Below are 11,779 nucleotides of genomic sequence, written 5' to 3' on the forward strand. Positions count from 1 at the left end.
CATGACGGAGTTGACGCTGCTGGACGGAGGTGTCGCGACCGAGCTCCAACGCCGCGGCCTCCAGGTCGCCGCGCCGTGGTGGACCACGAAGGCCGTGCTCACCGGCCGCAACCGCGACGTGCTGCGGGCGGTGCACGAGGACTACGTCGCCGCCGGGGCGCGGGTGATCACCGCGAACACCTTCCGCTGCAACCTGAGGTGCTTGCGCGCCAACGGGTTGGAGGACGCGGGCCTGGCGTGGATGACGCACGCGGCGGTCGGTGTGGCCACCGCGGTGCGCAACTCCTCGGGCGGGCGGGTGCGGGTCGCCGGTTCCGTCGCGCCGGTCGAGGACTGCTACCGGCCGGACCTCGTGCCACCGGACGACGAACTGCGCGTGGAACACCGCTGGCTCGTGGTCGAGCTGCTGCGCGCCGGCGTGGACCTGATGCTGGTCGAGACGATGAACACGGCCCGCGAGGCGCGGATCGCCGTGGGGGAGGCGGTGGCCGCGGGCGCCGAGACGTGGGCGTCGTTCGTGTGCGGGCCGGACGCGCGGCTGCTGTCCGGCGAGCCGCTCTCGGAAGCGGCCAGGGCGGTGCTGGGGGAGGGGGCGTCGGCCGTGCTGGTCAACTGCGCCCGCCCCGAGGACGTCGACGCGTGCCTGGCGGTCCTCGGCGACGCGGCCCCGGTGCCGTTCGGCGCCTACCCGAACGTGGAGGACCGCTCCGAGCTGCCCCGGTGGGGCCACGTCGACCGCCACGTGCGCGCGGACGTCGTGCCCGAGGAGTTCGCGGAGCTGGTGGCGCGGTGGTGCGCCGAGTTCGGCGCGTCCCTGCTGGGCGGGTGCTGCGGCACCACCCCGGCGCACCTCGCCGCGGCCGCCGGGGTGGTGGCCGCGCAGCCCGCGGGCTGATCGACGCGACTACCATGGGCCGCTCGGGAACCGAGGGGGTCTGCGGTGTCGGTCAAACGCGACTACGGCCAGTTCTGCGGCCTGGCGGGCGCGTTGAACGTGATCGGCGAGCGCTGGACGTTGCTGGTGGTGCGCGAGCTGCTGATCGGACCCACCCGGTTCACCGAGCTGATCGAGAACCTGCCCGGCATCGGCCCGAACCTGCTGACCGAACGCCTGCGCGCGCTCGTCGAGAGCGGTGTCGTCGAACAGCAGCAGGTTCCCGGCGACGGACGGGCCCGCCAGTACGCGCTGACCCCGGTGGGGGAGCAGCTCGGCCCGCCGGTGCTCGCGCTCGCCGGGTGGGGCCTGCGGTTCCTGGGCGAGGAGGACGCGGCGGGCGCCACCCGCGCCAAGTGGGGCTTCCTCGCGGTGCAGGCGATGGTCCGCGAGGACCGCGTCCCGGACGAGGACGAGGTGTACGAGTTCCGGGTCGCCGAGCAGGTGTTCAGCATCGCCGTCGCGGGCGGCGCGGTGACGTTCGGCCGAGGCCCGGTGCCCTCGCCCGACCTGGCGGTGGAGTGCGACCCGGACACGTTCGTGCGCATCGGAGCCCGGATGCTGACCCCGTTGCAGGCGATCGCCTCGGGGGCGGTGAGGATCACCGGGTCGGACGCGGCCGCCGAGCGCTGCGTCCGGATGCTCGGGCTGTCCTGACCAGGTCGCCGCTATTCGGGCAGTTTGGTTCACTTTCGTATAGCGCTTGAGTGGGCGTTCTACTACAGTCGCGACTGCGGGGCCCCGGTTCCGTGCTCTGATCGCCACGCGGCTGGAGGAGGTCGACGGAGGATGTCCAGCACACCCCGCTACGGCGGGACCTTGCGACTCGTGGGCCCCGGAGGGGTCGATCACATCGACACCGCGAGCGCCTACTACGCCACCTCGGCACAGATTCTGCGAGCGTTGTCCCGGCAGTTGTTCGCCTACCCCGCGTCCGCCGACCTGTCCGACCCGGCGGCCTCGTTCACCCCGGCGGCGGACCTCGCCACCGAGATCCCCACCCTGGACAACGGCGGGATCAGCGCCGACCTGAGGACGTACACGATCCGGCTGCGCGAGGGGGTCCGGTGGAACTCCTCGCCTCCGCGCGAGGTGACCGCGCACGACGTGGTCCGCGGGCTGAAGCGCCTGCCCAACCCCGTGGCGGGGGCAGGCGCGCTGCACTACTTCACCAGCACCATCGTCGGTTTCCGGGAGTACTGCGAGGCGTACCGCGCCGCGTTCGAGGGTCGTGAGGCGACTCCCGCGGCGATGGCGGAGTTCCAGGACTCGCACGACGTCGAGGGTATGACGGCGGCCGACGACAAGACGGTGGTGTTCCGGCTCATCAGGCCCGCCAACGACTTCCCGAACATCCTCGCGACCGGGTTCACCACGCCCGCGCCCGCGGAGTACGACGCGTACGTGCCCGACAGCCCGGAGTTCCGCCGCAACACGCTGTCCTGCGCGCCCTACCGGCTCACCGAGTACGGCGACCGCGGGCTGAAGATCGTCATGGAGCGCAACCCGGAGTGGCGCGCCGAGACCGACCCGATCCGCAACCAGTACGTGGAGCGCATCGACATCACGGTGGGCAACGAGCCCGTCCCCGTGACGCAGGAGAAGATGGACCGCGGCGAGATCGACCTGGCGTGGTCCTACACCGCGGTCTCGTGGGCGCGTCCCAAGGCGGGACAGGACGCGGCGCCGCGCAGCTACCCCGGTTTCGCGCTGAACCCGTACCTGGTGTTCAACCTGCGCAGCCCGAACCAGGGCGGCGCGATGGGGAACCTCACGGTGCGCAAGGCGATCGCCCACGCCGTGGACAAGGTCGCGATCGGCGAGATCCTCGACGTGCTGGACGCGCCGAACACGCCGCTGCGCTCGGTGATCCCGGTCGGCAGCATCGGCCACCGCGACTTCGACCCGTACCCGACCCCCGACGACCGCGGCGACCGGTCGAAGGCCCGGCGACTGCTGGTGGAAGCGGGCTACGGCGACGGCCTCACGCTCATCGCGGCGGTGCGCGAGATCGGCGTGCACCTCAAGGTGATGGAGTCGGTGGCGGCCGACCTCGCCGAGATCGGCATCAGCCTGGAGTGGCGCAAGTACACGCAGGCCGAGTACTACGGTTCGGCGCTGTCGGACCCGGAGGCGGGCAGGCGCGGTGACTGGGACATCGCCGAACCGGGGTTCACGCCGGACTGGTTCGGCAACAACGGCCGGGTGATCGTGCAGCCGCTGTTCCAGACCAACGACGTGCGGGGCACCACGAACTACGGCGGCTACAGCAGCGAGATCGTGGACGGACTGATCGAGCAGGCGTTGCAGGAGCCCGACCCCGCCAAGGCGGAGGAGCTGTGGCACCAGGTCGACGTCGAGGTGATGAAGGACCTGCCGATCGTGCCGATCCTCAACTTCGCCGCCATGACCTCGCGCTACCACGGCAGGCGGGTGCGCAACGCGGTGCACGTGCCGCAGATCGAGTTCTTCGACATGACGAACCTGTGGCTGGACCCGCCGGAGGACTGACGGCCTCGCACCGGGAGCCGGGCCGCGTCCGTCCTCCGTGGACGGTTCCGCGGTCCGGTTCCCGCTGTCAGGCGGGTTTCGCGCCCGCGGCGATCAGCACCTCGCCGCCCAGGCGCACGGGCCCGCTGGGGAACTCCCGCGCCAGCGTGGCGATCCCGTCCTCCCGCATCGCCGCGCGCGCCTCCTCCGGCATCCGTTCGAGGTTGCGCATCATCGGACCCATCGTCTCCTCGAACATCCGCCAGCACGCCTCGGGGCTGTCGATCTCGATGATGGTGGTGGTGAAGGTGTCGACCGCCACGCCGGTGAAGCCCGCCTCGCGGAACAGGGCCGCGAGGTGCTCCGGGTCGGAGAGCGACACCGGGCCGGGCCTGCCGCTCGCGGCGGGCGGTGGCGTCGGCGCGTGCCGGGAGATGACCGCCGAGCTGATCCGGAACGCCATGCAGTGCTCGGGTGAGCCGAGCGTCGTCGCGACCATCCGGCCACGCGGCTTGAGCGCGGTGTGGACGGCCCTGAGCGCCGCCACCGGCTCCGGCATGTACTGCAGGCCGACCCGGCAGGTGGCGAGGTCGAACGAGTTCGGTGGCACGCCCAACTCGGCCTCGTTGGGGATCACGCGGAACTCCACACCGGGCACGTCGTGCCGTTCCGCCCACGCGCGGGCGTTCTCGACCATGTCCGGGGACAGGTCGAGCCCGAGCACGTGGCCGCCGGGGGTGACCCGTTCGGCCAGCGCGCACGACGGGTTGCCGATCCCGCACGCCAGGTCGAGCACGCGCTCGGTCGGCGCGGGCCGGGCGGCGGCGAGCAGGCGCGGCGTCATCCGGCCGTCCGGCGCGTCGAGGTTGGCGCGGTAGCTCAGCCAGCCGGGGGCGGACAGCGCCCACTCCCGCCGCTGCTGTTCGCGGGTGGCTTCCACGTCCATGCCGATCCTCCGCTCACTCGGGATTCACTATCTGTTTTTATACTACAAAGGCGTCAGAGGAGGAGCTGGAACAGCAGGCAGTCCACGTACCGGCCGTCGATCTCCACCACCTCGGGCAGGTGGCCGACCTGCTGGAAGCCGAAGCGCTTGGCGAACGCGACGCTGGCCTCGTTGATCGCCCACACCCGGTTGACCAGCGCGTGGAACCCGCGCCGCCGAGCCTCCTCGATCATGAACGTGCGCAGCGCGCCGCCCACGCCCCGCCCGCGGGCCTCCCGCCGCACGTAGGTCGAGAAGCCCGCGGTGCGCCGGAAGCACGGCTTCCGGTCGTAGTGGGTGAGCACCATCCAGCCGTCCACCCGGCCCGCCTCCTCGGCCACGAACACCCCGTGCGGCCAGGTGTGCCGCAGCAGCCACGCGTGCCGGTCGTCCTCGGCCACGTCGCTGAGGTCGCAGGTGGCCACGCGGTCGTGCACGGCCTGGTTGTAGATGTGCGTGATCGCCGGGACGTCCTCGGTCCCGGCGGCGCGGACGCGGCCGTGGAAGCGGGCCGTCACGGGCGCCGGTCCGGCGCCAACGCCTCCGGCAGTCGCAGGAAGTCCCGGTAGAGGTCCACGCACTCGGCGACGTGGGCGCGCATCCCGTCACGGGCGGGGAACTCCTCCGACGACGGCGGCGGTCGGAGCTCCGGTTCGAACCCGGTGCTGGTGAGCACCTGCTCGTACCAGTGCCGCTGCGCGCCGCCGAGCTGCCCCAGGTCGAGGTCGCCGCGGCTCGGCCAGCTCAGCATCCTCGGCGTGAACTCGACGCCGACCGCGCGGCACAGCGCGGGCAGCACCGAGCCGGGATCGCCGCGCAGCAGGTCGAAGTCGACGACGACGTGCGGGACGGCGTGCTCGCGGGCGGTGGCGAGCGCGCCCAGGAGGTCGTGCCAACCGGACTCCCGGTGCGGGAACCACGGCTCGTCGCCCGCCCGGTCCCGCTGCCGCGCCCGCGAGAGGATCGCCCGTCGCGGGTCGCGCAGCAGGAACACCAGCGGAAGGGTCGCGAGCCCCATCAGGTCGGGGAGGTGCCCGCGGGCCTGGAACGTCATCTCCTTGACGACCAGGCCGGTCCCGCCGGGGGAGTCGTCGTCGAGCGACTTCGCCAGCGCGGTGCGCACGGAGTCGAGGCCCGCGCCCGCGTGGTAGACGAGGTCGAACGGCTCGTGGCAGTACCAGCGGAACCGGTCGTGGCGCCAGAACGAGCGGGCGAGCGCCGTCGACCCGCAGCGCGGCGGCGACACGATCACGAGCACCGGGTCGTGCCCACCGTCGACGAGTCCGGTCATGCCACCCTCCCGTTCTGCGCGAGCACCTCGACCAAGCGCGCGGACGTGCGGATCCCCTGCAGGTAAAGGGAGATCTTCATGGTCTCGTTCGGCCCGTGGTGGTTCTGGTCCGCGGGTGCGAGCGGCACCATGAACGCGGGCAGGCCGAGCAGCCGGGTGAACACCCAGTCCGGTGTGGTGCCCGCGAGGCTCGGCACGCGCACCGGTTCGCGGCCCGTGGTGTCCGCGAGGGCCCGCGCCACCAGGTCGGCGTACGGGTGGTCCAGCGGTGTCCGAGAGGGTGGTTGGGCGAACAGCTCGACCACGTCGACGCCGTACCCGCGGGCGAACGCGCGGATGGACTCGAACACCGCGTCGGGGTCCTGGGCGGAGACCAGGCGCACGTCGGCCTTGGCGGTGGCGGTCGAGGGGATGACACCGCGCACGCCCTCGCCCGTGTAGCCGCCGGTGATGCCGGAGACGGTGAAGCACGGCCTGCACAGCAACCGCTCGTAGTGGGACTCGCCGAACTCCGCGGGCAGCGAGGCCGTGCCGGTCCGCGCGCGGAACTCCACCGGGTCGAACTCCATCGCGGCCAGCGCGCGCCTCTCGGTGTCGGTGAGCACGTCGATGCCGTCGTCGACGCCCGGCGCGAGCAGGTCGCCGTTCGGCGCCACCAGGTCGGCGAGCAACCGCGCCAGCGCCAGCACCGGGTTGGCCACGACACCGCCGAAGTTGCCCGAGTGCAACGGGCCGCCAGGGCGGGTGGCGGTCAGCTCCAGCGCGAGGCCACCCCGCGCGCCGAACAGCACCGCGGGCCGGTCGCCGGGCAGCATCGGCCCGTCCGAGTAGACGCACAGGTCGGCGGCCAGCTCGTCCCGGTTGCGCAGGACGAACTCGGGCAGGGTCGGACTCCCGCGCTCCTCCTCGCCGTCGAGGACCACCTTCACCCGGATCGGCAGACCGCCCGCTTCCCGTTGCCACCACTGGAACGCGTTGAGGTGCGAGAGGAACTGGCCCTTGTTGTCCCCGGCGCCACGCCCGTGCACGCGGTCACCGCGCACCACCGGGTCGAACGGGTCGGTGTCCCAGCCTTGCTGCCCGGACACCGGGAACACGTCGTAGTGCCCGTAGGTCAACAGCGTGAACGGCGCGTCGCGCGGCCCACCGGACGCGAACACCACGGGATGGCCCTCGGTGTCCTCGACCCGCACGTCGAGCCCGGCCTCGGCGCACTTCGCGGCGCACCGGTCCGCCATCGTCCGCATCGCCGGGCCGCCGTCCTCGGCGACGGCGGGGATCCGGACGAACTCCAGCAGTTCCTCGACCAGCCGGTCGCGCCGTCCGGTCAGGTACGCCGCGAGGTCCTTCGTCATCCTGCCCACCGCTCTTCCGCGTGACGCCGCCACCGGGACGGGGACTGGTGCGCGGCCCGGGATCTGCGATGATCGAGTGCGTGGTGCCGGACCTCGCGCAGTACCTCGCGGTGGTGACGCTCGTGGTCGTGGCACCCGGACCCGACTTCGCGCTGATCGTGCGGAGCTGCGTCCAACACGGGCGCGAGGCCGGGCTGCGCGCGGCCTTGGGCGTGGTGAGCGGGCTGGTCGCGCAGGGCCTCGCGGTGGCGGCGGGGCTCGCGACGCTGGTCGCCGGGTCCGTGCTCGCGTTCACCGTGCTCAAGACGGCCGGGGCGGCGTACCTCGCCTACCTGGGCGTGCAGGCGCTGCGGGCCGCGCTGGCCACCACCGAGCCCGCGTCCGGTCTGCCGGAGGACGTGGTGCGGCGACGCGTGTTCTGGCAGGGCTTCCTGTCCAACGTCACCAACCCCAAGGTGCTGGTGTTCTACCTGGCGCTGCTGCCGCAGTTCGTCGACCCGTCCGGATCGGCGGCACGGCAGGTGGTCCTGCTCGCGCTGGTGCACGCCGCCGTCGGGCTGGCGTGGGCCGTGCTGGTCGTCGCGCTGGTGGACCGGATGTCGCGGTGGCTCGCGACGCCGTGGGTGAACAGGGTGCTGCTCGTCGCCACCGGCGTGGCGCTGATCGGGTTCGGCGCCGCGCTGCTGGTGGTGGACCGGGTCGTGTGACGGCGTCCCGTCACCGCTTGGCGAAGGCATACCACTTCCAGATGCCCAGTCCCCACTCCTGTGTGGTCACCAGCCCCCGGCTCTCCGCCAGCGCGCGGATCCGCGCGGGCGTCGTCCGGTGCACCGGCGGCTCGCGCAACGCGAACCGCAGGTCCATCAGCGCGCGATCGGCACTGTCCACCTGGGACTGGACGTAGCCGAGGCAGAACACGCCGCCCGGTCGCAGCACCCGCGCGACCGTGTCCCACAACGCGTCCGGCCTGGAGAGGAAGTGGTAGGCGCCCATCATCGTGGCGCCGTCGAAGAACCCTTCCTGGAGGAAGTCCTGCGGTTCCTGCAGATCGCCGCGCACGACCCGGACCCGGCCGTCGCCCGCGTTGCGCTCCAGCGCGGCGGCGACGTAGTGCTCGGTCAGCTCGATGCCGAACAGCACCGTGCGCTGGTCGTCGGGCGTCCGCTCGGCCAGCTCGCGCAACCCGTGCCCCGGACCGCAGGCCAGGTCCAGGATCCGCGACCCCGCCGCCGTCACCTCGCGCGCCGCTCGCAACCGGCAGTACCGGTAGTACGGCAGGACGAAGATCTCCTCGATGCTCGGCGGGGAGCCGGTGGTGTAGTTCGCGGCGATCGGGTTGCCCTCGACCGCGAGGGCGGCGAGGATGCCGGAGTAGCTCCGCCCGTGCGCGAGCTCGTCCACCGACCGCTTGCCGGTGGCCAGCACGACCAGCTCGTCGTCGGGCGCCCGACGCGCGGTCCGGCCGCTTGCCACGTAGCGCGCGGGCTCACCCAGCACCACTCGCACGTCGTCGTGCTCCACCAGCACGTCGAGCAGCAGCCGGGCCACCGGCTTCTTCGCGGGCACGACCCCGGCGCGCTCGGCGAACGCGTCCAGCGTCACGGGTTCACGCAGCGCTTCGAGGACACCGCGCGCCACGCACTCGCGGTGCAGGACCTCGTAGCACGCGTACCGGTACTCCAGGTACGCGAGTTCCATCTTGTCGGTCGGGATGTCGACGAGGTCGGCGTCGGTCGGGTGCACAGGTCCTCCCGTTCCGGTCAGGTCCGACGGCCGACGGCGGCGTACGCGGCCATCCGCGCCAGGTCGCTGCCGACCTCGTCGGACGGTTCCGGACGCCACTCGGGCAGCACCACCACGCCGGGGTCGAGCACCTCGAAACCGTCGAGGAACCGGCCCACGTCCTGCCTGCCGCGCATGTACGCGGGGTTCTGGCTGATCTTGGACAGGTCGATCATCGCCTGCACTGGCTCCGGCTTGTGCTCGTCGGTGCCGTGGGAGAGCACCAGGAAGCTGCCGGGCGCCATCAGCGCGTGGTACCGCCGCACCAGTTCGTGGGGCGCCTCGTCGTCGCGCAGGTAGTGCAGCACGCCGAGCATCAGCACCGCGATCGGCTGGTCGAAGTCCAGCAGGCCCCGCACGTCCGGGTCGGCCACCAGCAGGTCGGGGTCGCGGATGTCGCCCTCGATCATCGCGGCGAACGGGTGGTCGGCCAGCGCGGCTCGACCGTGCCCGACCGCGATCGGCTCGATGTCGGTGTAGACCACTCGGCAGTCCGGGGCCACCGACGCCGCGAACTCGCCGACGTTGCCCGCGCCGCCGATGGTCAGGATGCCGGAGCCGATGTCGAGGAACTGCCGGATGCCCGCGCGGGCGCAGTGCCGCACCGCGCGCCGCAGGAACGCGCGGTTGAGCCGGGCGACCTCGGGAGCGGCGGGCATGACGGCGATGACCTTGTTCGCGAACTCGCGGTCGGCGGGGAAGTTGTGGCCGCCGCCGAGGTAGTAGTCGTAGACCCTGGCGGCGCTGGGTGTTTCGACGTCGGCGTCCACCGGAAGCCGGCTGAGCGCTTCGCTCACGCGCTCTCCCCTCATCGTTGTCGACGGAAAGATTTAAAGTCCGATATCTACACGCGAGTGCGGACTGTCTGATTTCCCTTGCTACCAGAGATCCTGTTGCGCGGACAAGGTCTGTCGCGCGATATTGCTATCTGAAAGTAAAGTATGTACGGTGCTGGGTGGGCGGAGCGGGGGCCGATCGTGGAGTTGGTCGACAACAGCCGGTACGACGAACGGATGAGCGAGGTGTACGACCTCGTCTACCGCGGTCGCGGCAAGGAGTACGCCGAGGAGGCCGCCGCCGTCGCCGAGGTCGTGCGCGCCCGCCGTCCTTCCGCGTCGTCCATCCTGGACGTGGCGTGCGGCACCGGTGAACACCTCGCGTCACTGAGGTCGTCGTTCGGCCACGTGGAGGGTCTGGAGCTGTCGCCGCACATGCGCGCGGTCGCCACGGCGAAGCTGCCCGGCGTCACCGTCACCGAGGGCGACATGCGCGGGTTCGAACTCGGCTGGACGTTCGACGCCGTGTGCTGCCTCTACAGCGCGGTCGGCTACACCTCCTCACCCGCCGAGTTGACCGAGGCGATCCGGCGCATGGCTCTCCACCTGGCGCCCGGCGGGGTGCTCGTGGTGGAGCCGTGGTGGCTGCCGGAGCGGTTCCTCGACGGCCACGTCGGCGACGACGTGGTGCGCGGGGACGGCAAGACGGTGGCCCGTGTGTCGCAGTCGAGGCGGACGGGCGACGTCGTCCGCCAGGAGACCCACTACGTCGTGGCGGACGAGGCGGGCATCCGGCACTTCACGCACGTGCAGCACCTGCGGCTGTTCACCGCCGAGGAGTACACGACCGCGTTCGACCGGGCGGGGTGCGCCGTCGAGCACCTGGACGACGACCGGCTGCTCTCGGGCCGGGGCTTGTTCGTCGGGGTCAAGGCCTGAGCCGGGTCACACCACCCGCACCTCCGGCACGTAGAGCACCCACCTGCCGCCGTCGGCGCGGAACCGCCGCTCCTTCGCCATGATCTCGGGCGCGTGGTTCCACGCGAACAGCACCGCGTGATCGGGACGGGCGGAGAGGAACTCCTCGGACGGCCGCACCGGGATGTGCGTTCCCGGCACGAGCCTGCCCTGTTTCGACGGCGTCGAGTCCACCACGAACGGCACGAGGTCGGGACCGACGCGGCACAGGTTCGTCACCGTCGTCACCTTGCCGGGGGCGCCGTAGCCGACGATCGTCCCGCCCGCGTCGCGGATGTCCCGCAGCAGCGCGGGCAGGTCGGCGCGGACGCGGTCCACCGCCGCGCGGAACCCGCCGAGCGTGCCGAGGTCGGCGAGCCCGGCGGCGGTCTCCTTCTCGATCAGCGCCGCGACCGACGGCGCGGGCTCGCGGCGCCCCCCGCGGGCGAGCACGTACCGGATCTCACCGCCGTGCAACGGCACCTCCTCGACGTCGACGAGGTCGAACCCGAACCGCTCGGCCATCGCCCGCACCGACCGCGCGGTGAAGTAGTAGAAGTGCTCGTCGTAGATCTGGTCGAACGCGCCGCCTTCGACGATGGTGCCGAGGTACGGCTCCGTGCACACGAACACGCCGTCCTCGGCCAGCAGCGCGGTCACGCCCCGCAGCACCGACGGCAGATCGGCGATGTGGCAGATGGTGTTGGCGCCGAACACGACGTCGGCGGGCCCGTGCCTCGTGAGGACGTCCTCCGCGACGGCCTCGTCGAAGAAGTCCTGCCGCACCCGGACGCCCTTGGCCGCCGCGAGCGCCCCCACCGCGCCCGCGGGCTCGACACCGAGGTGCCGGACCCCGGCGCGGGCGATGGTGGCGAGCATGACGCCGTCGTTGCAGCCGATCTCGACGATGAACGGGTCGTCGCCGGTCAGTTCCGTCGCGAGCAGCCTGCGCGCCTCCCCCGCGAAGTGCGCGCGGTGCGTGGCCGAGCCGGACGCGTGGTAGGGGTAGCCGTCGTGGTACTTGAGGTCCCTGGGCACCTCCTGCGTGAGCTGGACCATCGTGCACGCCTCGCAGGCGCCCACCGCGAGCCGGTAGAAGTACTCGTCGTCGACCTCCTCCGGTGTGAGGAACCCGTTGGCGAGCGGCTGCCTGCCGAGGTCGAGGAACTCGTGGACGTCCGAGCCGCAGATCCGGCAGCACGTCATCGC

12 protein-coding genes are annotated in these 11,779 nt (G+C 72.1%); 5 read left to right on the top strand and 7 right to left on the bottom strand.

Annotated elements, in window-relative coordinates:
* Position 1 precedes the first annotated feature (1 nt).
* The 3 genes from ACFWW9_RS22335 to ACFWW9_RS22345 all read left to right on the top strand — a co-directional run bounded on the left by ACFWW9_RS22335 (position 2) and on the right by ACFWW9_RS22345 (position 3,445).
* Positions 2-895 carry a homocysteine S-methyltransferase family protein gene (locus ACFWW9_RS22335; protein WP_390380995.1) on the top strand — a complete coding sequence of 298 codons (894 nt, stop codon included), beginning with the start codon at positions 2-4 and terminating at the stop codon, positions 893-895.
* A gap of 45 nt (positions 896-940) precedes the next feature.
* Complete coding sequence (locus ACFWW9_RS22340; protein WP_390380998.1) at positions 941-1,591, top strand: winged helix-turn-helix transcriptional regulator; 651 nt, start codon at positions 941-943, stop codon at positions 1,589-1,591.
* A gap of 132 nt (positions 1,592-1,723) precedes the next feature.
* Positions 1,724-3,445 carry an ABC transporter substrate-binding protein gene (locus ACFWW9_RS22345; protein ID WP_390381000.1) on the top strand — a complete coding sequence of 574 codons (1,722 nt, stop codon included), beginning with the start codon at positions 1,724-1,726 and terminating at the stop codon, positions 3,443-3,445.
* A 67-nt stretch (positions 3,446-3,512) separates the two neighbouring features.
* Here ACFWW9_RS22345 and ACFWW9_RS22350 read toward each other — a convergent pair whose 3' ends face one another.
* From ACFWW9_RS22350 to ACFWW9_RS22365, 4 genes are read right to left on the bottom strand one after another with little or no spacing between them, the layout of a single operon-like run.
* The gene (locus ACFWW9_RS22350) at positions 3,513-4,370 is read right to left on the bottom strand and encodes a class I SAM-dependent methyltransferase (RefSeq protein ID WP_390381003.1); all 858 of its coding nucleotides are present in this window, start codon (positions 4,368-4,370) and stop codon (positions 3,513-3,515) included.
* Positions 4,371-4,423: 53 nt separating this feature from the next.
* Positions 4,424-4,927, bottom strand: a complete 504-nt coding sequence (locus ACFWW9_RS22355) for a GNAT family N-acetyltransferase (RefSeq protein WP_390381007.1) — start codon at positions 4,925-4,927, stop codon at positions 4,424-4,426.
* Complete coding sequence (locus ACFWW9_RS22360; protein WP_390381008.1) at positions 4,924-5,700, bottom strand: hypothetical protein; 777 nt, start codon at positions 5,698-5,700, stop codon at positions 4,924-4,926. Before ACFWW9_RS22360 ends, ACFWW9_RS22355 begins: the two co-directional genes overlap by 4 nt.
* The gene (locus tag ACFWW9_RS22365; RefSeq protein WP_390381011.1) at positions 5,697-7,055 is read right to left on the bottom strand and encodes a M20/M25/M40 family metallo-hydrolase; all 1,359 of its coding nucleotides are present in this window, start codon (positions 7,053-7,055) and stop codon (positions 5,697-5,699) included. Before ACFWW9_RS22365 ends, ACFWW9_RS22360 begins: the two co-directional genes overlap by 4 nt.
* A 68-nt stretch (positions 7,056-7,123) precedes the next feature.
* Here ACFWW9_RS22365 and ACFWW9_RS22370 point away from each other — a divergent pair, with 68 nt between their 5' ends.
* The gene (locus tag ACFWW9_RS22370) at positions 7,124-7,762 is read left to right on the top strand and encodes a LysE family translocator (protein ID WP_390381014.1); all 639 of its coding nucleotides are present in this window, start codon (positions 7,124-7,126) and stop codon (positions 7,760-7,762) included.
* A 10-nt stretch (positions 7,763-7,772) separates the two neighbouring features.
* Here ACFWW9_RS22370 and ACFWW9_RS22375 read toward each other — a convergent pair whose 3' ends face one another.
* Both ACFWW9_RS22375 and ACFWW9_RS22380 read right to left on the bottom strand, forming a co-directional pair.
* Entirely contained in the window at positions 7,773-8,798 is a 1,026-nt protein-coding gene (locus ACFWW9_RS22375) for a class I SAM-dependent methyltransferase (RefSeq protein ID WP_390381017.1), read from the bottom strand.
* Between the two features lie 17 nt (positions 8,799-8,815).
* Positions 8,816-9,634 carry an SAM-dependent methyltransferase gene (locus ACFWW9_RS22380; protein ID WP_390381020.1) on the bottom strand — a complete coding sequence of 273 codons (819 nt, stop codon included), beginning with the start codon at positions 9,632-9,634 and terminating at the stop codon, positions 8,816-8,818.
* 180 nt (positions 9,635-9,814) lie between these two features.
* On the opposite strand from ACFWW9_RS22380, the gene ACFWW9_RS22385 reads away from it, so the two are divergent.
* A complete protein-coding gene (locus tag ACFWW9_RS22385) occupies positions 9,815-10,552 on the top strand; it encodes a class I SAM-dependent methyltransferase (protein WP_390381023.1) in 738 nt (245 codons plus the stop codon).
* A 6-nt stretch (positions 10,553-10,558) separates the two neighbouring features.
* Here the strand turns inward: ACFWW9_RS22385 and ACFWW9_RS22390 are convergent, their stop codons facing one another.
* The gene (locus ACFWW9_RS22390) at positions 10,559-11,776 is read right to left on the bottom strand and encodes a class I SAM-dependent methyltransferase (protein ID WP_390381114.1); all 1,218 of its coding nucleotides are present in this window, start codon (positions 11,774-11,776) and stop codon (positions 10,559-10,561) included.
* Between the last annotated feature and the right edge of the window lie 3 nt (positions 11,777-11,779).

Origin of the sequence: Umezawaea sp. NPDC059074 (assembly GCF_042738955.1) — a bacterium.
GTDB lineage: Bacteria > Actinomycetota > Actinomycetes > Mycobacteriales > Pseudonocardiaceae > Umezawaea.

What these genes read in the sequence shown, in the direction of transcription:
- ACFWW9_RS22360 (WP_390381008.1), bottom strand. Translation starts at nt 5,700, where the DNA reads ATGACCGGACTCGTCGACGGTGGGCACGACCCGGTGCTCGTGATCGTG.
- ACFWW9_RS22350 (WP_390381003.1), bottom strand. Translation starts at nt 4,370, where the DNA reads ATGGACGTGGAAGCCACCCGCGAACAGCAGCGGCGGGAGTGGGCGCTG.
- ACFWW9_RS22365 (WP_390381011.1), bottom strand. Translation starts at nt 7,055, where the DNA reads ATGACGAAGGACCTCGCGGCGTACCTGACCGGACGGCGCGACCGGCTG.
- ACFWW9_RS22370 (WP_390381014.1), top strand. Translation starts at nt 7,124, where the DNA reads ATGATCGAGTGCGTGGTGCCGGACCTCGCGCAGTACCTCGCGGTGGTG.
- ACFWW9_RS22345 (WP_390381000.1), top strand. Translation starts at nt 1,724, where the DNA reads ATGTCCAGCACACCCCGCTACGGCGGGACCTTGCGACTCGTGGGCCCC.
- ACFWW9_RS22335 (WP_390380995.1), top strand. Translation starts at nt 2, where the DNA reads ATGACGGAGTTGACGCTGCTGGACGGAGGTGTCGCGACCGAGCTCCAA.
- ACFWW9_RS22390 (WP_390381114.1), bottom strand. Translation starts at nt 11,776, where the DNA reads ATGACGTGCTGCCGGATCTGCGGCTCGGACGTCCACGAGTTCCTCGAC.